The sequence below is a fragment of the Bacillus sp. FSL M8-0077 genome, assembly GCF_038050255.1.
GTDB classification, from domain to species: Bacteria; Bacillota; Bacilli; order Bacillales; family Bacillaceae; genus Bacillus; species Bacillus altitudinis.
On sequence record NZ_JBBPAF010000001.1, the window covers coordinates 350,724 to 372,283 of the forward strand.

General features: G+C 42.8%; 20 protein-coding genes. 16 read left to right on the forward strand and 4 right to left on the reverse strand.

All coding sequences use genetic code 11. The features are described 5' to 3' along the window. The first annotated feature begins 302 nt into the window (after nt 1-302). The 7 genes from NST57_RS01855 (at nt 303) to NST57_RS01885 (ending at nt 8,223) form a co-directional block, all read left to right on the forward strand. Nucleotides 303-1,160 (forward strand): citryl-CoA lyase, encoded by an 858-nt coding sequence (locus tag NST57_RS01855; protein WP_142153859.1) that lies wholly within the window; start codon nt 303-305, stop codon nt 1,158-1,160. Beyond that, nucleotides 1,157-2,590, forward strand: a complete 1,434-nt coding sequence (locus tag NST57_RS01860) for an aldehyde dehydrogenase family protein (protein ID WP_142153861.1) — start codon at nt 1,157-1,159, stop codon at nt 2,588-2,590. The genes NST57_RS01855 and NST57_RS01860 overlap by 4 nt, the downstream gene beginning before the upstream one ends. Before the next feature lie 9 nt (nt 2,591-2,599). Next, entirely contained in the window at nt 2,600-3,373 is a 774-nt protein-coding gene (aroD, locus tag NST57_RS01865; protein WP_341297911.1) for a type I 3-dehydroquinate dehydratase, read from the forward strand. 38 nt (nt 3,374-3,411) lie between these two features. Further along, a complete protein-coding gene (locus NST57_RS01870; protein WP_341297912.1) occupies nt 3,412-5,172 on the forward strand; it encodes a thiamine pyrophosphate-binding protein in 1,761 nt (586 codons plus the stop codon). A gap of 23 nt (nt 5,173-5,195) precedes the next feature. Next, entirely contained in the window at nt 5,196-5,576 is a 381-nt protein-coding gene (locus tag NST57_RS01875; RefSeq protein WP_008342095.1) for a cupin domain-containing protein, read from the forward strand. A gap of 87 nt (nt 5,577-5,663) precedes the next feature. After that, nucleotides 5,664-6,866 carry a CaiB/BaiF CoA transferase family protein gene (locus NST57_RS01880; protein WP_341297913.1) on the forward strand — a complete coding sequence of 401 codons (1,203 nt, stop codon included), beginning with the start codon at nt 5,664-5,666 and terminating at the stop codon, nt 6,864-6,866. 46 nt (nt 6,867-6,912) lie between these two features. Continuing rightward, a complete protein-coding gene (locus NST57_RS01885) occupies nt 6,913-8,223 on the forward strand; it encodes an MFS transporter (RefSeq protein WP_142153871.1) in 1,311 nt (436 codons plus the stop codon). Between the two features lie 242 nt (nt 8,224-8,465). On the opposite strand, the gene NST57_RS01890 is transcribed toward NST57_RS01885, so the two are convergent. Then, complete coding sequence (locus tag NST57_RS01890; RefSeq protein WP_341297914.1) at nt 8,466-9,827, reverse strand: hypothetical protein; 1,362 nt, start codon at nt 9,825-9,827, stop codon at nt 8,466-8,468. Between the two features lie 145 nt (nt 9,828-9,972). Between NST57_RS01890 and NST57_RS01895 the strand changes: the two genes are divergently transcribed. From NST57_RS01895 to NST57_RS01915, 5 genes are all read left to right on the forward strand, one after another. Beyond that, entirely contained in the window at nt 9,973-10,746 is a 774-nt protein-coding gene (locus NST57_RS01895; protein ID WP_142153875.1) for an IclR family transcriptional regulator domain-containing protein, read from the forward strand. Nucleotides 10,747-10,831: 85 nt separating this feature from the next. After that, a complete protein-coding gene (locus NST57_RS01900) occupies nt 10,832-11,389 on the forward strand; it encodes a shikimate kinase (protein WP_007498270.1) in 558 nt (185 codons plus the stop codon). A gap of 273 nt (nt 11,390-11,662) precedes the next feature. Further along, a complete protein-coding gene (locus tag NST57_RS01905; RefSeq protein WP_113747515.1) occupies nt 11,663-12,610 on the forward strand; it encodes a dihydrodipicolinate synthase family protein in 948 nt (315 codons plus the stop codon). A 77-nt stretch (nt 12,611-12,687) separates the two neighbouring features. Continuing rightward, nucleotides 12,688-13,695: a LacI family DNA-binding transcriptional regulator gene (locus NST57_RS01910; protein WP_341297915.1), complete on the forward strand. Its 1,008-nt coding sequence runs from the start codon at nt 12,688-12,690 to the stop codon at nt 13,693-13,695. A 120-nt stretch (nt 13,696-13,815) separates the two neighbouring features. After that, nucleotides 13,816-15,192, forward strand: coding sequence for an MFS transporter (locus NST57_RS01915; RefSeq protein ID WP_142153877.1), 1,377 nt, complete (start codon nt 13,816-13,818; stop codon nt 15,190-15,192). A gap of 229 nt (nt 15,193-15,421) precedes the next feature. On the opposite strand, the gene NST57_RS01920 is transcribed toward NST57_RS01915, so the two are convergent. Then, complete coding sequence (locus tag NST57_RS01920) at nt 15,422-16,195, reverse strand: class I SAM-dependent methyltransferase (protein WP_341297916.1); 774 nt, start codon at nt 16,193-16,195, stop codon at nt 15,422-15,424. Nucleotides 16,196-16,313: 118 nt separating this feature from the next. Between NST57_RS01920 and NST57_RS01925 the strand changes: the two genes are divergently transcribed. Beyond that, entirely contained in the window at nt 16,314-17,219 is a 906-nt protein-coding gene (locus NST57_RS01925) for a LysR substrate-binding domain-containing protein (protein ID WP_142156139.1), read from the forward strand. A 45-nt stretch (nt 17,220-17,264) separates the two neighbouring features. Here the strand turns inward: NST57_RS01925 and NST57_RS01930 are convergent, their stop codons facing one another. After that, nucleotides 17,265-18,050 carry a nitrilase-related carbon-nitrogen hydrolase gene (locus tag NST57_RS01930; RefSeq protein ID WP_142153881.1) on the reverse strand — a complete coding sequence of 262 codons (786 nt, stop codon included), beginning with the start codon at nt 18,048-18,050 and terminating at the stop codon, nt 17,265-17,267. Between the two features lie 209 nt (nt 18,051-18,259). Here NST57_RS01930 and NST57_RS01935 point away from each other — a divergent pair, with 209 nt between their 5' ends. Continuing rightward, nucleotides 18,260-19,222 (forward strand): acetylxylan esterase, encoded by a 963-nt coding sequence (locus NST57_RS01935; RefSeq protein WP_341297917.1) that lies wholly within the window; start codon nt 18,260-18,262, stop codon nt 19,220-19,222. Between the two features lie 71 nt (nt 19,223-19,293). Here the strand turns inward: NST57_RS01935 and NST57_RS01940 are convergent, their stop codons facing one another. After that, nucleotides 19,294-19,608 carry a hypothetical protein gene (locus tag NST57_RS01940; protein WP_008342068.1) on the reverse strand — a complete coding sequence of 105 codons (315 nt, stop codon included), beginning with the start codon at nt 19,606-19,608 and terminating at the stop codon, nt 19,294-19,296. 60 nt (nt 19,609-19,668) lie between these two features. On the opposite strand from NST57_RS01940, the gene NST57_RS01945 reads away from it, so the two are divergent. Next, nucleotides 19,669-20,472 carry a nucleotidyltransferase domain-containing protein gene (locus NST57_RS01945; protein WP_341297918.1) on the forward strand — a complete coding sequence of 268 codons (804 nt, stop codon included), beginning with the start codon at nt 19,669-19,671 and terminating at the stop codon, nt 20,470-20,472. Between the two features lie 161 nt (nt 20,473-20,633). Further along, nucleotides 20,634-21,551, forward strand: coding sequence for a proline dehydrogenase (locus NST57_RS01950; protein ID WP_341297919.1), 918 nt, complete (start codon nt 20,634-20,636; stop codon nt 21,549-21,551). The last annotated feature ends 9 nt before the right edge of the window (nt 21,552-21,560 follow it).

Sequence of the window (21,560 nt, forward strand, 5' to 3'; positions counted from 1 at the left end):
CTCCAGAAGAAGGAGAGGTTTTTTTATGTCGAAGTGGGTTTGACAAAACAACCAAAAATTCATTAAATTAGTAGAACGATATACTTAATTCCATTTAACTAAATATCAATTTTTTGATTAAAAAAAGCAAACATAATTAGTTCGATTCACTTAATTTCTCATCAAAAGACAGTATTTTCAGAAAAAATGATTGACGATAAAAACGAATGCGCTTACAATGAAAACACATTCCAAAAAGTGAAATTGAATTCCACTAGACGGAATCTAAGGAGTCGTTCATCTCCAAATAAGAGGCTAAAGGAATGATTCACACGATGAAAAATCGAAGTGCACTGGAAATATACAAAGAAGGAGGCGCTTGGTGGGAGACTGAGATTAGTCATATTCAAAAAAATTCAATTGAACTTCGGGGCTATCCAATTGAAGAGCTTATTGGTCAATTATCGTATCCACAAATGCTTTATTTACTGCTTGTTGGTGAATTACTAGATGATTCGAAGGCAGCTCTTTTTGAAAGTGTTCTTGTCGCAGGTGCGGACCACGGGCCAAGAGCACCGTCTATTGCAGCGGCAAGAATGGCGGTTACGTGCGGCATTTCGTTTAATTCTTCTGTTGCAACAGGGGTGAATTTATTAGGTGATATTCATGGTGGAGCTGGTGAAAAGGCGATGCGTATGTTATACGAAGCCAAATCGGTTTATGATGCTCACAAGGATATGAAGTCTGCTGCGAAGCAAGTATGTCAGACATGGCTAGCCCGCAAGGAAAAAATTCCGGGAATCGGCCATCAGCTGCATGATGATGATCCGAGAGTGAGACGTCTGTATGAGTTGAGTCAAACATATGTGCAGCAAGGTGATATCAGCGGAACGTACTTACGGTTAGCTGAGGCGATTAGACATGAACTTGAACAATTAAAAGGGAAAAAAATCACGATGAACATAGATGGCGTATCTGCTGCGATCCAATGTGAATTAAGCATTCCAGCTGAAGCGGCAAAAGGCATCTTTTCCTTATCCAGAGGAATGGGCATCGTGGCGCATGCATATGAAGAGCTGACAAAAGGTGCCCTAGTGAAAGGCCCTTGTCCGAATGAAGAAAGACTGGTTCGTTATGCGGGGGGCGGGACGCGTCACTTGAAGGAGGGTGAGAAAATTTGAGTGAATTGAAAGCGTTGTCATATATAAACGGCGAATGGCTGGATGCAAACCATGACAAAGAAGACATTATCAATCCATACACTGGGGAAATGATCGGTACATCCTATCTTGCCTCCTCAGAAGATATAGAACAGGCGCTTTCTATTGCGCAGCAAGCTAAAAAACAAATAGCGGCAATATCAGCATTAGAACGTTCAACGCTTCTAACAAAGGCAGCCGCCTTATTGGAAGAACAAAAAGAGCATTTTGCAAAACTCATTTCTTTAGAATTAGGCAAACCGCTTAAAAATACAAGAGATGAAGTCTCACGATCAATTGAAACGCTGGCGCAGTCAGCCGAAGAAGCCAATCGATTAATCGGTGAGACCATTCCAGGCAATGTATCTTCCCGTGGACAGAGAGCAATGGCCATGACGTTTAAAGTGCCGGTTGGGGTTGTGCTGGCGATTACGCCTTTTAATGCGCCTCTCAACTTAATTTGTCACAAGATCGGTCCAGCCTTTGCGGCAGGGAACGCCATTATTTTAAAGCCAGCACCGCAAACATCAGCTGTTGCCACAGCGTTTGTTAAGCTTCTGCTTGAAGCAGGGTTCCCTGAAAAGAGCCTGCAGCTTGTGATTGGAGGAGTAGACGCCGGCAGACAGTTAGTCACGGATGAAAGAACCAATCTTGTTTCTTTTACGGGCGGTGCGGTGGGCGGAGAACATATTTCAAACTCTGCTGGATTAAAAAAGGTACTGCTGGAACTTGGAGGAAATGGAGCGACGATTGTTCATCATGATGCAGATATCGAGCAAGCCGCATCTCTTTGTGCCAAAACAGGCTTTAGCAACTCTGGTCAAAGCTGTATTTCTGTTCAAAGAATTTATGTCCACAAGCAAATTTTGTCGACATTTACTGAGACACTTAAACAAAAAGTAGAACAGCTCGTCGTTGGAGATCCGCTGTCTAGTGAAAGTGATATCGGCTGTATGGTTGATGTACAAGCAGCAAAACGTGTGGAGGCATGGATACAAGAGGCAGAGAAAATGGGTGCCGAGCTTCTATCTGGAGGACAACGAAAGGGCGCAAGCGTCACACCGGCTATTTTGTTAAACCCGCCAAAACAAGCCAAGGTCGTCTGTGAAGAAGTGTTCGGTCCAGTTGTCAGTGTCCTTCCATACGAGGAGCTGGATGAGGCAATCAAAGAAGCAAACGATAGTCGATATGGTCTGCAGGCAGGTGTCTTTACGAATCAGCTGGATGTAGCGTTACACGCAGCAAAAGAGCTTGAAACTGGTGGCGTAGTCATCAATGGGACATCGAATTTCAGACTAGATCACTGGCCATATGGCGGGATTAAACGAAGCGGTATTGGAAGGGAAGGCCCGCGTTTCGCCATCGAGGAGATGACCGAAACCAAAATGGTTGTGTTGCCAAATGGTCTATAAAGGGGGCAGATGGATGTGAATGTCTTTCAGCAAAAGGTAAAGAGTGCGCAGACAGGCGGTCAGCCGATGATTTGTACGCCGCTCATTGGACAAACAAAGGAAGAATTGTTTCTTGAAGTTGAGGTGTTAGCTGAGAAGAAGCCTGATGTGATAGAGTGGCGAGCGGATTTTTTCAATCACCTCAATGACAAGGAACAAGTCATCACCACCCTGAAAGGGATGATTGAAAAGGCAGATAACATCCCATTTTTATTCACCATTCGTTCTGAAAAAGAGGGCGGCGAACGCATCTCACTCTCAGAGGATGAAAAAGTGTCCCTGCTTGTCGAGCTTTGTGCCACTCAGCTTGTGGCTGCCGTTGATTTTGAATTAATGCATGATGTCTCGCATATGCAGCAAGTCAGTCAGGCGGCTAAGAGAAACGGGGTCATCTTGATTGTGTCGTACCACGATTTCCATCGTACCCCGGAGGCGGATCGGCTCGTGGAGCTATTCACCAATGCAGAATCGGTCGGTGCCGACATCGCAAAGATCGCCGTCATGCCGCATTCCTATGAGGATGCATTGACACTGCTCTCTGCGACTGGCAAGGCGAAAAAGCACCTGTCTATCCCTGTTATTTCGATGGCGATGGGGGAATATGGTGCCTTCACAAGAATGGTAGGTGGACTCTTTGGGTCTATCATGACCTTTGCTGTAGGGAAAGAAAGCTCGGCACCTGGACAAGTTGCGATACAGGATTTGAATGCCGTTCTATCGATTGTGTTTTCAAAGAATCAGTGAGTAGCAGATTCATAGCTGCACCGTGAGAGGAGAGAAACATGAAGAAGAATATATCTACACAGGTCATTCAGTATTTAGAAAATCGAGGAGTTGAGCATATCTTCGGTCTGTGCGGTCATACGAATATTGCTTTTTTATCAGCGCTAGAAAAAAGCCGTATTCAATTTGTGAATGTTAGACATGAACAGATAGCGGCGCATGCAGCAGACGGTTATGCACGAGCGAAAAAACAGACGGCTGTTGTGCTCAGTCACTTAGGTCCTGGACTCACCAATGCGGCAACAGGCGTAGCGAATGCCGCACTCGATTCCATTCCAATGGTTGTTATTGCAGGAGATGTTCCAAGTCATTACTACGGAAAGCACCCACACCAAGAAATCAATCTTCATTCCGATGCTTCTCAATACGAAATTTATCGCCCATTTGTGAAAAGAGCATGGCGAGTCGACATTCCAGAATTATTTCCAGAAATTTTATCAAAAGCGTTTCAGTTAGCTGAAAGCGGCCGCCCTGGGCCAGTCCTGATTTCAGTTCCGATGGATGTGTTCTCAAAAGACTTAGATGTGTCGTTATTTGAACAAATCGCTCATCATACACACACCGTTGAAAAACCATCTATTGATGATCAAACAGCGAATCGGATATTAGATCGATTGCTGCAGGCAGACAAACCGCTCTTATATGTAGGGGGAGGCATTTTACTAGCCGATGCAGCAAAAGAGTTAAAGGCATTTTCTGACCATTTGAGTATCCCTGTTGCCCATTCTTTGATGGGGAAAGGGGCGATGCCGGATGATCATCCAATGACCCTTGGCATGACAGGGTTTTGGGGGACGAAATTTATCAATGATCAGTGTAAAGAAGCGGATTATATATTGGCATTAGGCACCCGTTTTGCTGAAGCAGATGCGAGTTCGTGGGAATCGGAGTATACGTTCAATTTCCAATCAACTAAGCTCATTCATATTGACATTGATCCGAATGAAATTGGCCGGAACTATCCTGTTGAAATTGGAGCGGTAGCAGATCTCAAACAGGCACTGACCGTACTCAATCGTGTGGCGAAAGAAAGGCTGCCAGAAGGTCTGGATCGCCCTGAATTGAAAAAGGACATTGCGGCATATCGTGAGGAATTTCAGAAAAGCAATTTAACGAATATTCAAGACGAGTCTTTCCCAATGAAACCACAGCGTATTTTGCAGGAAGTGCGGGAAGTATTGCCGCCTGATGCTTTCATTACAACCGATGTTGGCTGGAATAAAAATGGGGTCGGACAGCAATTTCCTGTATACACGCCAGGAACTATTTTAACCCCAGGTGGTTTTGCGACGATGGGATTTGGCGCTCCTGCTGCACTTGGAGCAAAGATTGCCCAGCCTGACCGTGTCGTTGTATCACTTGTTGGGGACGGCGGATTCGGTCAAAATCCATCTGTTCTCGCAACAGCCATGGAAGAAAACATTCCTGTCGTGTGGATTGTGATGAACAATAGTGCGTTTGGGACGATCGCCGGCTTGCAAATGGCACACTATGAAACGACATACGGCACTGTTTTTAGAAAAGATGGAGAAAGCTATTCGCCTGATTTTGCAGCCATTGCAAGAGGTTATGGGATGAAGGGGATCAAAATTACGGCGGCTTCTGAATTCAAAGAAGCTTTGGCTGAAGCAATCGCTTCTCAGGAGCCATGTGTCATTGATGTAGCGATGAAAAATGATCCAGTGCCTACTGATGGACATTGGAACATTAATGATATTTATTCACCAAATACAAAACGCTCACATGTCAGTGTGAACTAAACATTACTAGGGAGGAATCAACAATGAAAATTAAAGTATTAAATCCATTTCAAGACGGTCATCCATTATGGTTAGGTTTAGATCATCCAGAAGAGAAAATGATTCGGAAAGTGTTTCAAACGATAACACCAGATACCGTAGGGTCAGAGCATATGATGGCAGGTCTCACCATTTTTGAGCCGGGCGAAGCAAGCTCAGTACACAATCACCCGGGTTCAGAAGAATTTGATTATGTGATTAAAGGGTCTGGCGAAGTCATTTGCGATGGAGAAAGACAATCATTTAAACAAAATGACTTTATGTTTATTCCAGATGGTGTCTCACATCAGCATGTGAACACAGGGGACGAACCTTTATGGCTGATTTGGCTCTATACACCGCAAGGGCAGCTTCCGAAGGACTAAAAAAACCTTGCACGAGAGAAAGAAGAAAAGGGGCTAAAATAGAAAGCATTTTAGCCCTTTATCAATTGAATGAAAGGGAGTCAAGCAATGAATAAGAATACACCGCTTGAAGGAATCAAAATATTAGATGTTTCTACGATGATTGCTGCACCATATGGCGCGGTGCTTCTAGGGGATTTCGGTGCAGAGGTCATTAAAGTCGAGATTCCTGGAAAAGGGGATACACTGCGGCATGTTGGTCCTTTTGCAGATGGTGTACCTTTGAGGTGGTCAGGGCTTTCAAGGAATAAGAAATCTCTTACACTCGATTTGCACAAAGAAGAAGCAAAAGACATTTTTAAAAAGCTTGCAGCGCAGGTTGATGTGATCATTGAAAATTTTCGTCCGGGAACACTTGAAAAATGGGACGTTGGGTACGATGTATTAAAAGAAATCAACCCTCGTTTAATTATGATTCGAGTTTCGGGTTATGGGCAAACCGGTCCGTTTAAGGACAAGGCGGGATTTGGTACACCTGCGACGGCGTTTAGCGGCTTTACATATATTCAAGGGTTTCCAGATCGGCATCCAGTCAGCCCTTCCTTTTCCCTTACGGATTATATCGCAGGAATTTATGTGGCGTTTGCCACTGTGACAGCGATGTATTACCGTGACACACATCCAGAAGGAACAGGGCAAATGGTGGATTTGGCTCTCTATGAATCTGTGTTCCGCATGTTAGAATTTTTGGTTGCTGAATATGACAAGCTAGGGAAGGTGCGTGAGCGTTCACCAGGGTTAAGCGGTCATTCAAGCCCTGCCGGCACCTATGAGACAAAGGACGGCCATTATTTGGTTCTTGTGACGAGTACAGATTCGACCTTTAATCGATTGGCAGAGGCGATGAATCGCTTAGACTTACTAGAGAACGAGAAATTCTCTGTGAATGCAGCCAGATTGAAGCATAACGATGAAATGGATGCGATCGTCTCGCAGTGGATTGCGTCCAAAACAAGGGATGACGTCCTAGACATTCTAGATACACACGGTGTGCCTGTGAGTCCGATTTTAAGCATTCGGGATATCTTTGAGCATCCGCAATTTAAAGCACGAGAAAATATTGTCGAGGTGCATCACCCGCGTCTTGGGAAAGTGAAGGTGCCTGGGATCATTCCGAAGTTTGAAAAGACTCCCGGTAGTATCCGCCATATTGCGCCTGATTTAGGTGAACATAATTATGAAATTTTAACGAAAATGCTTGGCTTCACAGAAGAAGAGTGTAAACTTTTAGAAGAAAAAGGGGTCATTTAAGACGCTCAAGCCAATCCGCACGCTGCGGAAACAAAGGAGGATGGTTATGAAAGTGCATTCAGAACTGAAGGGGAACGAATTGCAGCCTGCTCATATGAAACCAACAAAAGCTCGTTTCGGCATCTTGATTCTGTTGTTTTTTATTACCGCTATTAACTATATTGATCGAGCCAGTGTATCCATTGTTGCACCTGCGATTCAGTCTTCATTGCAATTAAACCCTGCCTTATTAGGCCTCATCTTTTCAGCATTTAGCTGGACCTATACAGCCATGCAGATTCCAGGCGGCTTTATTCTTGATAAGTTTGGATCAAAGGTAACGTATGGAATATCACTTGTGACTTGGTCTATTTTCACCGGTTTACAGGCGTTTGCGAACAGCTTTGCCTTTTTATTTGGCTGCCGTTTGTTTATCGGAATTACAGAATCTCCTGCATTTCCTGCGAATAATCGCATTGTGACTACATGGTTTCCAAGGCGGGAACGTGCATTTGCAACAGGGGTTTATACCGCTGGAGAGTATGTGGGGCTTGCATTTGCGACACCTCTTCTTTTTTGGATCATGACAACTTTCGATTGGAGAACCGTCTTTATCACTGCAGGTGCGCTCGGTATTATATTTGCTTTCTTTTGGTACAAGTATTATCACGAACCGAAAGAGCATCCGAAGATCAATGAAGATGAGCTAGAATTGATCCGTCAAGGCGAAGGACTGACAGTGGCATCACAGGAGAAACTGAAATGGGCAGACTTTGCTGCACTTTTAAAATATCGTAAACTGATTGGACTCTATATTGGTCAATTTTCTGTTGCGTCTACCCTCTTTTTCTTTTTAACATGGTTTCCGACCTATTTAGCAGAGGCGAAAAATATGGCTTTTCTCAAAGTAGGTTTTGCGGCATCCCTGCCATACATTGCTGCATTCTTTGGGGTGTTGTTTGGAGGATATGTGTCTGACTGGCTGCTTAAAAAGGGTGTATCGGTCAATATAGCGAGAAAGCTGCCGGTTGTGGTCGGCTTGCTTCTGACAAGTACCATTGTTTTAGCGAATTTTACAACGAATATTCCGCTTGTGCTGACCATTTTATCCATCGCTTCCTTTGCACAGGGACTGTCTAATATTTCTTGGACCATGCTGTCTGAGGTGGCACCAAGAGAAATGGTCGGTCTGGCTGGCGGTGTATTTAACTTTTTTGCTAACTTATCCGGCATCATCACCCCGCTGATTATCGGCTTCATTGTATCGGCGACAGGCTCTTACAACGGCGGTATTTTATTCGTCAGCCTAGTGGCATTAGGAGGGGCGTTGTCGTATATCTTTATTGTAGGTAAGATTGAACGGATTCAATTAAAATAATAGAGGGCTAGAAAAAGAGAACTCATCGGGTTCTCTTTCAGCGTGTAGACAAACCCTCGCATTCGGTGTCAGTCCTGCGTGCCGGTGCTCACGAATGTGAAATTCGCTCCGCGCCGGTACTCGTCCTTCCTAGGGCTGCAAAGGTTTTCTATCGCACTGAAAAGAAGACAAAGGGCTAAAATAAAATTCATTTTAGCCCTTTGTCAACAATTTTGAAAGAGAACTCATCGGGTTCTCTTTTTCTATGAATAAAAGATGACGGTGATGATCGTTGCACATGCGATACCCATGCTGATATAAAAACCAGCAAACCAGATATTCCATCGAGTGATTCGGTAAGGGTTGACCTTCATCAAATCGGCTAATAGGGAGACAGATACATTATATGGGCTAAACATGACCGTTGAGGTTCCAGCGATAATGAGCATGATGGCGATGGGAAGGGCCGGCAGTTCATGAATGACAGGTGCCATCAAGCTCACTAAGAGAGCAAGCGAAACGAGCGGATGAAAACCGCAAAGAGCGGTGATGAGAAAATACAGCCCAATGACACAATAAACCCAAATGGCATGATTTGATATACTGACGATAAATGCTTGAATCGGCTGGAGGCTGTTTGTGGCAAGCAGCATATCGACAAAGAAGCCAGCGCTTAAAAACAGACACATATAATTGGAGAGCTGACGGGTTCGTTCTTTCCAATGAGGAATAGAGACGGCCACATATTGTTTTCGTTTTTTGATGATAGACGAGAATAATAGAGCGAAAGGAATAATCGTCAGCACAACAGCGAACAGATAACCTTTCCCAACCCAGGCGTCAACAAGCGAAACGACTGTCATAAAACTGAGCAGCATGAAAGCAAGCTGAAGGGTTTTTCTCTTGATGCGATGAGGGTTGGAGTGAGCTTCCGCCGGCTGGATGATATGCGGCAATCGTTTGCTTTGACGAGAAAACAGCAACCAATCCGTCAACAGCACAAGCACCATTAAACAAAAGGTAACGGGTGCAATCTGATAATATTTCAATTTGGTTGCATCAATCGTGACACTCACCAGTACTTCGACAGGACTCCAGCTAAGACATAGCGCATATGACCTTAAAAGGTTGCGTGTATAAAGGTGCTGCTTGACTTGTTCCTGAAGGGCGCTCAGCGACGGTTTCAAGGATGTATATAATAAGGGAATCGTTGCGATATTTAAAAACATGCCAAGAACATGAGTGACAAATGAACTCTTCCGATAAAGCTGATTTGTACTCGTTGTATGTAAGGTAAGCAGTTTATTTAATTGAGTATCGAAATGTCCAACATGTATGAGAGAATGAATAAAAGGCAGCATGAAAAATAAAGAAAGCAAGCCTAGCATGGAATGGAAATGAAGAAAAAACGTATGCAAAGGCTGTTCAGACCAGAAAAATAACACTAATCCAATCAAGAGAAACATAGCACCCGTTTTCAAATAAAGTCCATTGGCCTTCTTAAAGGAAATGGTGAGCGAAGCAGCCGCCAGCAGACCAACCAAATAGGAGAGAATGGGAGCAGGGAATAGTTGATGAACGATGTATAAGCTAATAAGAAGTGTGAAAATGAGCAGGTAGATCATGGTATCTCCTCCATCAAAAAACATCTATATATTTTATTCCGTCTAGTGGAATTTGTTTTCCTTTAATGGAACATTTAAAATGGATTATAGCAAAATTGGTCAATCATGTCGATAAGAAATCAAAGGGGAAAAGGAGAAAGTGAACATGGCTGATAAGAAGTCAAAAGAAGAATCAGGATTGCGTACCGTTCAGCGAGCTTTGGATATTCTTTCTTGCTTTAGCGAAGAACGTCAAGAGCTGACGCTAACGGACATTTCAAAAGAGATGAACTTAGCAATGTCTACCACAACGAGACTGCTCAAGGCACTTGAAATGAATCATTTTGTGGAAAAGAACCAAGAGACAATGAAGTACCGGCTCGGTCAAAGACTTTATCTTCTCGGTTATATTGCTGGGAAGTCCATCAAATTGAGGGAACTGGCAAAACCGCTCATGTACACACTTCGTGATGAAACAAAGGAAACCGTCAACCTGTATGTGCTGGATCAAAAAAGCAGGGTATGTATTGAACAAGCCGAAGGGCTGCAATCGATTCGGCATCTTGTGAAAATCGGTGAGAAGCTGCCGTTATACGCTGGTGCTGGTGGAAAGGTGCTGCTTGCTTTCCAAAGCGAAGAGTTTCAACAGCAAGTTATCGCAAATGAGGCTGATCACATGACGATGGAGGAATGGCAAAAAGAATGTCGTCGTATTCTTGAAACGTATACGGCTTGCAGTATTGATGAACGGGAAGTCGGATCGGCGGCAGTAGCGGCACCAATCTTTAACATTCATGGGGAGGTGCAGGCGTGTTTATCCATATCTGGACCGACCCAGCGATTTACTGAGGATGTCATCCCTCAGCTGCAGCAAAAAGTGAAAAAACATGCCAAGAAGCTCTCCGAACAGCTCGGTTACGTCGTCAAACACAATTTTTAAGAATGCCTATCTTTTCTCAGTCCATTTATCATATAATAGAAACATTATGTAGCATTCCTTGTCGTAAGGAGGACGTGTCACGAACATGAAAAACAATAGAGAGATTCCTGTGAGACAACGAAATATTGTCCTCATTGGCTTTATGGGTGTTGGGAAAACAACCATTGGGCAGCTAGTTGCCAAAAAGTTATATAGAGATTTTATTGATGTTGATCAGGAGATTGAGAAAAAGTACAACATGACGATTCCAGAAATGTTTCAGCAAAAAGGAGAAGCTTTCTTCAGACAGGCTGAAAAGGATTATATCGTCGATTTATGTGAACATACGCAGCTAAAGATCGTGTCTCTTGGAGGCGGTGCGTTTAAACAGGAAGAAATCAAACGATCTTGCTTAAAGCATTGTACGGTTCTTTTCCTTGACCTATCTTGGGAGAATTGGAAGCAGCGTCTGGATATTTTAATTGAAAACCGTCCTGTTCTTCATAACCGAACGCTTGACGAGATGAAAGAGCTGTTTGAAGAGCGCCGGGAAATTTATTCCCTTCATAACTCAAGAGTGGAAACAGATCATCTAGAAGCTGAAGAAGTCGCCAATTATATTGTCGACACACTCAAGCTTGGCTGGGATTTATATTCGAAATAAAAAGTCTATCCTAAGGGGGTAGACTTTTTCTATTAGATCAGGAGTAGTCAAAGAAATGACAGTCTAAGTTGGATGATGGATGAAAAAAAGAAGTAAAAGATGTTTTTTCCTTCGTCATTATATCAAAATGTATGCATCCTTTATAATAATAGTTTTTTGAATTATTATAATTTTTAAAAATATTGTTGACACTTTCGGTTAGATCATTCTATGATTATTAACGTAAACGCTTACCGTAAACGTTTACTATAACGGATGGGGAGGAATTTGTTGATGAAAAATAAAGAAAAATGGAGCGGTGTATTCCCGGCAGTCTTAATTCCTTTTAAAGATGACTATTCAATTGATGAACCTGCTTTTCGTAAGCTTGTTCGCTGGGTGGCGGAGCACGAAGGGATTAATGGGATCGTTGTCAATGGACATACTGGCGAGATTATGACTTTGCTGCCACATGAACGAGCTGAAGCTGTGCGTATTGCAGCCGACGAATTAAAGGGAGAAATTCCTGTCATTTCTGGGGTTTCTGCTGAAGGGACAATTGAAGCGATTCAGCATGCAAAAGCAGTGGAGGAAGCTGGCGGAGAAGGTATTCTTCTTATGCCGCCACATTCATGGCTGAGATTCGGTATGCAGCCTGAGTCACCTGTCCAATTCTTTAAAGATGTTGCAGAAGCAATTGACATTTCAATCATCGTCCATCAATATCCAACATGGACAAAAACCTCTTATACAACCAGTCAATTATTAGAAATGTCGGAGATTCCAAACGTTGTCTCATTTAAAATCGGTCAAAGAGACATGGCGCAATATGAAGTCGATGTGCGCGCACTGAAAAAGCATGCACCAGATGTATCGTTGCTCACATGTCACGATGAATATTTATTGCCAACATTAGTTCAAGGAATTGATGGGGCGCTTGTAGGTTTCGGCTGTTTTGTACCAGATTTGATTGCTGAGCTTGTGAAATGTGTGGAAGAACAAGACCTTGTAGCGGCTAATAAAGTGTACGATAGAATCTTTGAATTAAAGCATGCTGTGTATAAAATGGATGAACCTTCCTCTACCTCTCATCTGCGAATGAAGGAAGCGATGTTCCAGCGAGGTTTGATCAGCAGTTCGCTTGCGAGGAAACCAGTATTACCTTTAACTCATAAGGAAAAAGAAGAGATTCGTCAGGGCCTTCAAAGTGTTGGTTTACTTAAGGAAAACGTTAGTAAATAACAGACCATTGATTTCATGATGAAGGTGAGTCAGGTTATAATAGAGTATAAAACAACAGACTCCCGGAGGTATGAAATGTGTCAGTAAGTATTAAAGATGTCGCATTGAAAGCTGGAGTATCTATCGCCTCTGTTTCCCGAGTATTAAGTGGCAAACCAGGAGTAGGTGCTCAAACGGCTGAAAGAATCAAACAAGTGATTGATGAATTAGGCTATCGTCCTAATTTAGGAGCTAGAGGGCTCGTTAAAAGAAAGACTGGCAATATTGCTGTCGTGGTTCCTCGTGGTTCATATATTTTGAATAATCCATTTTTTTCGACGATTTTAGATGGGATAGCGAAGGAATTAGATGAGACTGAATTCAATATGTTGATGTCATTTACATCTGTACAGCAGCAGCGATTACTTGAAACGCAAGCTGTAGATGGTGCTATTTTATTTTCTCCAAGAAATGAAGAATTGAGCATGGATTGGTTAAAAAGTTTGGCTATTCCCATTATCGTTGTCGGAAGTTACTTAGAGGATTCTCCATTTCCATGTGTCAGGCCTGATGATGAAGAAGGTGTGTGCCAATCTGTAACGGCCTTATTTGATAAAGGTCATCGAACCATTGGACTGGTCAATGGTCCAATGAGTTCGATGCATAGTGTGAGGTATTATAAGGGGTATGAGCGTACTCTGAAAAGTTTAGGATTAACAATGAACAAAGAGCTTGTGTTTGAGTTAGATGAATTTGATGGGGGAAAAGTAGTAGAAGTGGTTTCTCAATTTCTCCAAGGAAACCAGCACATGACTGGAGTTGTTTGCTCTTCAGATTTTTTGGCGATAGGGGTCATGAAAGCGGCAGATATCGCAAATGTGTCAATACCTCATGATTTGTCTGTCGTTGGTGCTGATGATGTGCCCATTGGAAGTTTTCTAACCCCTTCTTTATCTTCTGTTCATGTTGATTTAGTTGGAATGGGAAGAAAAGCGGTTTCTTTACTAATGCAGTTAGTAGAAGGAGAACAGTTAGAGAAGATGGAACATATCTTTCCGATGTACTATGTAGATCGTGGCACCACGGGAACGCCAAAAAAGAAATGATAGATGCTGAAAACTCGTATGATCGCTTTAGAATTTCTCTTCATTTAAAATGTAAGCGATTTCTTTTGTGCTCATCAGCATGTACTTTTGCATCATTTCCTCTATTAAGGAGGAGATACCATGACGTTAGAACTCAGCGGAAATTCAAATTCTCATGATGAGCAAGTTGTTGATAGAGCTTCACAACTATTGACTAGGATGGAAAGTGTACCTTTTTCGAGATGGCATTTAAAACCTCGTATCATTATGGGATCTGCTACCTTTTTTGATGCTTTTGATGCGCTATCTTTAGCGTTTGTTCTCCCAGTTCTCATCGGCATGTGGAATTTATCACCTGCTCAAATTGGTCTTCTTATTGGGTCTGGTTATATCGGACAAGCGATTGGTGCTATTTTCTTTGGATGGTTAGCAGAAAGACGTGGCCGTGTATTTAGTGCAAAGTGGACTGTATTTCTCATGTCTATTATGAGTATCGCATGTGTATTTTCAGGTAACTTTATGGCCCTTTTTATTTTTCGTTTTATACAGGGGATTGGAGTAGGAGGAGAAGTGCCAGTAGCGGCCTCATATATCAATGAGTTGTCTCGGGCCCAAGGGAGAGGGAGATTTTTTATGCTTTATGAGATGATTTTTCCATTAGGATTAATGATCTCAGCTCAAATTGGTGCATTTGTTGTACCTAGCTTTGGGTGGAAATGGATGTTCTTGATTGGTGGAATTGGCGGTTTGATCGTCTTTGTCTTCTTTTTCATGTTGCGTGAATCTCCAAGATGGCTTATTTCAAAAGGCAGGTTAGATGAAGCCGAAAGAATCATTGAAGAGATTGAAGCTAGTACGGACAAACGAATGCCTGTTGCAAATCAAGTATCCAACAGCACTGAAAAAGGCGACTGGAAAGAGCTCTTTTCTACTTTTTATCGTAAAAGAACATTGATCGTATGGGGACTATGGTTTTCTGCCTACTTTGTATCGAATGGATTAAATAATTGGTTACCGAGTCTTTATAATACGGTTTACAATTTGCCAGTTGGAGATTCATTAAGGGCAGCCTCTCTCACAAATATTTTACAGACCATAGGGGTATTCGCTTGTGCATTTTTAATCGATAAAGTAGGACGGAAGCGCTGGGCAACCATTGCATTTATCGTAACAGGTGCTTTATTAACGGCTTTATGGATCAGCGGAGCAAATTCTCCAGAAAGCGTTATTTATTTAGGGTCCGCTGCCTACGGAATGATGGGGACAATTACAGTTCTTCTCTATTTATATACACCTGAAATCTATCCAACCCGTATGAGGGTAATTGGTACGGCATTTGCTACAGCGTGGCTTAGGCTGGCCTCAGCGATCGCTCCTATTATGATAGGTTTTATTTTAGAGGTGAGCGGTGTTTCAACTATTTTTATTCTTTTTGCAAGTGTGACTGTAGTGGGAGCAATTCTTGCTTTTAAAATGATCGAAACGAGAGAGAAAGTATTAGAGGATATTGCACCGTAAGTGATGCATGCAGTGAAGAACTTATTCTAAAGAGGGTAGGTTCTTTTTTTATTCAGAGGATTTACGTACACTTTTGAAAAAGCCTAACCTACCTCAGTTCAATTATCTTATAATAGAAACATTATCAGCACTCCTTGTCATGAACATGAAAAGTAATATCTATCAGATAGTGTAAATGTAGAATCAAAATATAAAAGTCTACCGGCTAGGGTAGACTTTTTCGATCAGTTTAATGTTTGATCCCTTGAAGCAGTGCGGCTTTTAGGCAAAAGGATGTTGGCTGACGATGTTCGTCGAATTGCAGTTGAAACAGCTGTTTCGTTTCATCGTCTGCAGCATGAAGGTGGGCAACGATCTCCTTTTGAACATTCTCTGGCGTACGTCCACGTATAATCCAGTCCTGATATTCAATATGCAGATCCCAGTAACGAATATCTTCTTTCATCAGATGGTTGTCAGCGAAAAGCTCTTTCCATTCTGATAACGAGCTTTCTCGCACATGGGAAGGATCTCTCAGTCTATTTAAATGATTAATAAAGTCATCCTGTGCTTGGTTTTCAGGTGCATAATGATCGACTAGCAGAAATTTGCCGCCTTTCTTTAAGACTCGGCTGATTTCAGACATGGCTGCCGGGAGATGTGGGAAGTGATGAGCAGCAAATCGGCATGTGACCAGATCAAATGATGCATCAGAGAAGGGCAATGCGTCTGCGGATGCCTGCTCAAACGTAATGTGGTTCAGCTGGCGCTCTTTTGCAAGTGCTGTAGCAACCTCGATCATTTTGTGTGTGACATCAATCCCGATTCCTTTAGAGATGACGTCTGAAAAGGAAAAAACGGTATGACCTGCCGCGCAGCCGATATCAAGTAGATGCTCATCGCCCTTTGCCTTCGCCGCCGTTTTCATCCATTCAAGTTCTTTTCCAGCTGCAAAGATGGGTGAATCTCGGTAGTTCTCTGCATTTTGTGAGAATTGTTTCTCGGCTTTTGAATATGGATTCATTCCTTTACCCCCTTTTTGTTGTTTCTTTATCGTAGGGTTCTTCCCGTGATTTGTCTAAGACATAAAAGATATGATATGAATAGTTAAAACCTATGAGGTGAGAGAAGTGGATATACGAATGATGGAATATGTCATGGAAGTGTACCGGCAGCAAAGCTTTACAAAAGCAGCGGAAAAACTTCACATTGCACAGCCCTCGTTAAGTCAGCAAATTAAAAAACTTGAGGAGGAATTAGATACCCCTCTGTTTATTCGGAAGTATGGACAAGTCACTCCTACACCTCAGGGAAACCGATTGATTAAAAGAGCAGAAACCATTTTGAAGGAACGAGATGATTTGTTGCGTGAGATGGGGGAAGCTGCTTATGAGGTGGGGAAAGAACTGATGATCGGTGCGCCAGCTGTCACAGGGGGATATGTCCTGCCAAGTTTATTAAAAACCTATTGTCAAACGTATCCGCACGTTCACGTTCATTTGATAGAAGAATCGCCTCGTGAGCTAGAAAGACGTTTACTCGCTGGGAAACTGGATCTGGCGATTCTTTCTCTACCTGTCGAGCATGAATCATTGAAAACAAAACAAATGCTGACAGAGCCGCTTCTCCTCGCCATTCCGCAAACGGCTCAACCGTGGTTGACGGATGAACTGAATGAAATCATCAATCAAGCGGATCAAGAAGGGTCTGTCCCGTTTCATCTTCTGGAAGATGCCCCATTTATTATGCTGAAAGAGGGATATGGCTTTCGGCAAGTGGTCACGGAATTGTGCCGTCATCATGGCTTTCGGCCGAGTATTGCATTTGAAACAAGTCATATTCAAACAGCTCAGGCATTGGTTGAAAATGAGCTAGGTGTGACGGTGGTGCCGAAAATGGTGGCACAAGAGGAAAGGAAAGCAGTCACTTATTTACACATTGATTCACGCCCAACCCGTACTCTTGTGTTTGCATATGTGGAAGAAAGATATTTAACGAAAGCCGCTCAAGTCTTCATGGACCTTCAACAGAATAAAGGAAAAGCTTAAACAAACGTTTAATCAAACGCAAAAAGCAGGGGAGCCCCCTGCTTTCTAATATAAATCTAGACGCTGATCTGTCATGACGGGGATTTGTTGTCTCACTTCATCTACGAGCTGAAGATCAATGTCTGCATAATAAATGTCTTCTTCATCATTTGTCTCAAGCAGAATGCGTCCGAGCGGGTCAATCACCATGGAGTGACCAGGGAATTCAGTGTCTCTGCTTGTGCCCGTCCGGTTCACCGCAATCACAAATGACTGGTTCTCAATGGCTCTTGCGATGAGCAGACTTCGCCAATGGTCTACTCTTGCTGACGGCCATTGAGCGGTATTGACAAGTACCTTCGCTCCTTTGTTCACGAGCGTTCTTGATAGCTGCGGGAAGCGGAGGTCATAGCAGATCATGGTGCCAATCTTGACATCTTCATCATAATTAAATAAACCAAGCTGATGGCCAGCGGTTAAATAGTTGTGCTCATCCATTAAGCGAAATAAATGAATTTTATCATAATCTAACAAAAGCTCACCTTGACGGTTAAACACATACATCGTGTTGGTGATATCTTCATTTGTTGTCCGCTTATTCAAGACACTCCCTGCGATGAGATACACTTTGTGTTTACGAGCAAAGGAAGAGAAGAGTTGTTTTGTCCGCTCACCATCTGCATCGGCAAGCTCATCCGCTTGTTCCAACGCATAGCCGGTATTCCACATTTCAGGTAGAATAATCAAATCAGGCTGTTGGCGGATGGCTTCTTCTAAAAATGCTTCTGCTTTCTGAAAGTTTACATCAGGTTCTCCTATTTGTACGTCCATTTGAATCAGGGCGATGTTCATGTCGGTCGTCCTCCTTTATTCGTTTCATGCAATGAATGGTTCGGTGATATTGCCTGAAGCATCTAGTCTTCAAGCCAGTTTCTTTATCATAAAGCTTTCAGTCATCTTTGCCAATAGAAATGTCAGAAGGTTTTGTTAAATGACTTTCTTAGTCGAGAAATCAATGATATGATACATATAATTAACAAAACAAAGGGGAATAGTAGGATATGCAATTGTTCGATTTACCACTAGAAGATCTAAAAGAATATAAACCCAAAAAAACAGCACGTCCTGATTTTTCTCACTTTTGGAAAACATCTCTGGAAGAACTGAATCAAGTGAAGGCCAAACCAACATTAGAACCTTTTGATTATCCAGTGAAAGGGGTCAACGTATACCGCCTGACGTATCAGAGCTTTGGGCAATCGCGTATTGAAGGCTGGTATGCCGTACCTGATCAAACAGGTTCGCATCCTGCTCTTGTTCGATTTCATGGCTATAACGGAAGCTATGACGGCGGTATTCATGATATTGTGAATTGGGCGCTGCATGGCTATGCGACGTTTGGAATGCTTGTCCGTGGTCAAGGTGGCAGTGAAGACACATCAGTGACGCCAGGCGGGCATGCATTAGGGTGGATGACAAAAGGCATTTTATCGAAGGATACGTACTATTATCGAGGTGTTTATCTAGATGCTGTTCGTGCACTCGAAGTCATTCAGTCTTTCCCCGAAGTAGATGAACACCGTATCGGCGTGATCGGTGGAAGTCAGGGGGGTGCATTAGCGATTGCGGCGGCAGCCCTTTCAGACATTCCAAAAGTCGTTGTGGCAGACTATCCTTACTTATCAAATTTTGAGCGTGCAGTTGATGTTGCCTTGGAGCAGCCTTATTTAGAAATCAATTCATACTTTCGCAGAAACAGTGATCCTGAAGCTGAAGAAAAGGTATTTGAGACATTAAGTTACTTTGATTTAATCAATTTAGCCGGCTGGGTGAAACAGCCAACATTGATGGCGATCGGTCTGATTGATCAAGTGACACCGCCATCCACCGTGTTTGCGGCATACAATCATTTAGAAACAGATAAAGAGCTGAAAGTGTACCGATATTTTGGGCACGAGTTTATTCCTGCTTTTCAAACAGAGAAGCTGTCCTTTTTACAAAAGCATTTGCTTCTATCAACATAAGAGCATGACAAAGAGCTAAAATGACATTCATTTTAGCTCTTTGTCTTTTTTCAGCTATTGGATTGGTCAGCTTAATAACTGGTGTTCTGTCTTGTTTTTTCATCAGGCACTAATGCTGTAACGATCAGGGCAAGGGCTGTGATGATGTGAAGGATGAATCCGAGAATCGGAATCCAGGCAAGGCAGGATGTCACAATGCCGATAATACTTCCAATCATTGGTCCTTGGTCTCGCTTCGATAAGACGAGTGTGATAATATGCAGAATAAGCATGACCATGAGCGGTGAATAGCCATTGCTGATGACAAATAGACCCCCAATGACGGGGATGGCAAGGCAGGCTTCAAAAATTCCAGTAATCCATTTCATGATGCGAGATATAGACATGAGGTCCAACTCCTTTTTCATATATGTCTTATTCGTATTTTCCCAAAAGGTGAAGAAGTCATGCAGAATTCTATAGAAAGAGTTGATGGACACTTGAGAGAGAGAATGAAGGAAGAGCTAAAAATCATCGAAGAAACGTATGACGTCAAGATTTGTCTTGCCGTCGAATCAGGCAGCAGGGCATGGGGTTTTCCCTCGACGGATAGCGATTATGATGTTCGATTTTTATACGTTCCCCGGAAGGAATGGTACTGGGCGATGGAAGAACATCGAGATGTTATAGAACGACCGATTGATGACATGCTTGATATCAGCGGCTGGGAGCTTAGAAAGGCACTTCGCTTATTCAATAAATCGAATCCATCCATTATGGAATGGCTGTCTTCTGACATTATTTATGCTGAATCATTCTCTCTAGCCAAGCAGCTGAGAGAATTAAAGGATCGAGCATTTTATCCTGCGGCATTGATGTATCATTACCTCAATATGGCGAAGCGGAATGAAAGCCGGCATTTACGAGGAGAGCAGGTGCGAATCAAGAAGTATTTCTATGTGCTCCGTCCACTGCTTGCCTGCCAGTGGATTGAACGCTACCGGACGGTTCCACCCATGGACTTTCATGAACTGCTGAAGGAGCTAGTGGAGGAAGGCCCGCTGTTAGCAGAAATTCACGAACTGCTCAAACGTAAAATGGACGGAGAAGAAATGGATGTAGAGAACCGTCTCGCTCATGTCCATCCATTTATTGATCAAGAGCTGGCGCGTTTTGATGAATTGGTGAAAAGCTACAATCAGCCGAAAGACAATCTGATGCAAGAATTAAATGAGCTTTTGCAGTCTACCCTTGATGAGGTGTGGGCGTAGGAGGGGAGAGTCAGCCGGATAGCGGCAGACTCTTTTTTTATCTCTTATTGTGATAAAACCACAAAAAAAGTCAGAATTTTTGTCATCTTCAAATATTGTAGCGGACAGCTCATGAGCCTTACAATAAAGACATAGCTTACAAAGAGTGGGAGGTGCCCTTTATGGAGTCGGTCACAAGAAATTTCTTCTTGTTTTTGTCAAAGAGCAGTCTCTTGAACCATATTGCTCGTAATTGGGGAAGTGCTGTTGCATCAAAGAAAATCATCGGTGGGAAGGATTTTGAGAGCGCTATCCCTGTCATCAAACGATTAAACGATCAAGGTATGGCCGTAACGGTTGATCACCTCGGTGAGTTTGTCACAAAGGCAGAGATTGCAAATGAGCGGACGAATGAGTGTATTCAAACCATTCAGCGAATTGCAGAGGCGGGACTCAATTCCCACGTGTCACTTAAAATGACATCGCTTGGCTTAGATATTGACGATGACCTTGTGTATCGCAATATGAAAAGCATTTTAGATACGGCAGAGAAACACCGTATTATGGTGACAATTGATATGGAGGATGAACAGCGCTGTCAAAAAACGCTGGACATTTTTAAAGAAATGAAATCTCAATATGAGTATGTCAGTACGGTTTTGCAGGCGTATTTGTACAGAACAGAACAAGATCTTGATGACCTAAATGAGTTGCAGCCATTTTTAAGACTTGTAAAGGGTGCCTATAAGGAATCCGCCGAAGTGGCGTATCCAAACAAAAAAGACGTCGATCAGAATTACAAGAAGCTGATCGAAAAGCAGTTACTCTCAGGGAATTATACAGCCATTGCGACACATGACGATCAAATGATCGAATTTACGAAACATATTGTGAAAAAACACAATATACCGACAAGTCAGTTTGAATTTCAAATGCTGTATGGCATGAGAGCAGAAACGCAGCAGGCACTTGTGAAGGAAGGCTATCAAATGAGGGTCTACACCCCGTATGGACGAGAGTGGTATGGCTACTACATGAGACGTCTTGCAGAACGGCCGGCAAACATTGCCTTTGCTTTAAAAGGGATGACGAGAAAATAATTTGAAACG

Bases quoted from the DNA above. Each gene is read 5' to 3' on its own strand.
- NST57_RS01875 (WP_008342095.1), top strand. From the start codon at position 5,196: ATGAAAATTAAAGTATTAAATCCATTTCAAGACGGTCATCCATTATGG.
- NST57_RS01870 (WP_341297912.1), top strand. From the start codon at position 3,412: ATGAAGAAGAATATATCTACACAGGTCATTCAGTATTTAGAAAATCGA.
- NST57_RS01895 (WP_142153875.1), top strand. From the start codon at position 9,973: ATGGCTGATAAGAAGTCAAAAGAAGAATCAGGATTGCGTACCGTTCAG.
- aroD (WP_341297911.1), top strand. From the start codon at position 2,600: ATGGATGTGAATGTCTTTCAGCAAAAGGTAAAGAGTGCGCAGACAGGC.
- NST57_RS01915 (WP_142153877.1), top strand. From the start codon at position 13,816: ATGACGTTAGAACTCAGCGGAAATTCAAATTCTCATGATGAGCAAGTT.
- NST57_RS01940 (WP_008342068.1), bottom strand. From the start codon at position 19,608: ATGTCTATATCTCGCATCATGAAATGGATTACTGGAATTTTTGAAGCC.
- NST57_RS01950 (WP_341297919.1), top strand. From the start codon at position 20,634: ATGGAGTCGGTCACAAGAAATTTCTTCTTGTTTTTGTCAAAGAGCAGT.
- NST57_RS01880 (WP_341297913.1), top strand. From the start codon at position 5,664: ATGAATAAGAATACACCGCTTGAAGGAATCAAAATATTAGATGTTTCT.
- NST57_RS01890 (WP_341297914.1), bottom strand. From the start codon at position 9,827: ATGATCTACCTGCTCATTTTCACACTTCTTATTAGCTTATACATCGTT.
- NST57_RS01930 (WP_142153881.1), bottom strand. From the start codon at position 18,050: ATGAACATCGCCCTGATTCAAATGGACGTACAAATAGGAGAACCTGAT.
- NST57_RS01905 (WP_113747515.1), top strand. From the start codon at position 11,663: ATGAAAAATAAAGAAAAATGGAGCGGTGTATTCCCGGCAGTCTTAATT.
- NST57_RS01925 (WP_142156139.1), top strand. From the start codon at position 16,314: ATGATGGAATATGTCATGGAAGTGTACCGGCAGCAAAGCTTTACAAAA.
- NST57_RS01935 (WP_341297917.1), top strand. From the start codon at position 18,260: ATGCAATTGTTCGATTTACCACTAGAAGATCTAAAAGAATATAAACCC.
- NST57_RS01855 (WP_142153859.1), top strand. From the start codon at position 303: ATGATTCACACGATGAAAAATCGAAGTGCACTGGAAATATACAAAGAA.
- NST57_RS01885 (WP_142153871.1), top strand. From the start codon at position 6,913: ATGAAAGTGCATTCAGAACTGAAGGGGAACGAATTGCAGCCTGCTCAT.
- NST57_RS01900 (WP_007498270.1), top strand. From the start codon at position 10,832: ATGAAAAACAATAGAGAGATTCCTGTGAGACAACGAAATATTGTCCTC.
- NST57_RS01945 (WP_341297918.1), top strand. From the start codon at position 19,669: ATGCAGAATTCTATAGAAAGAGTTGATGGACACTTGAGAGAGAGAATG.
- NST57_RS01920 (WP_341297916.1), bottom strand. From the start codon at position 16,195: ATGAATCCATATTCAAAAGCCGAGAAACAATTCTCACAAAATGCAGAG.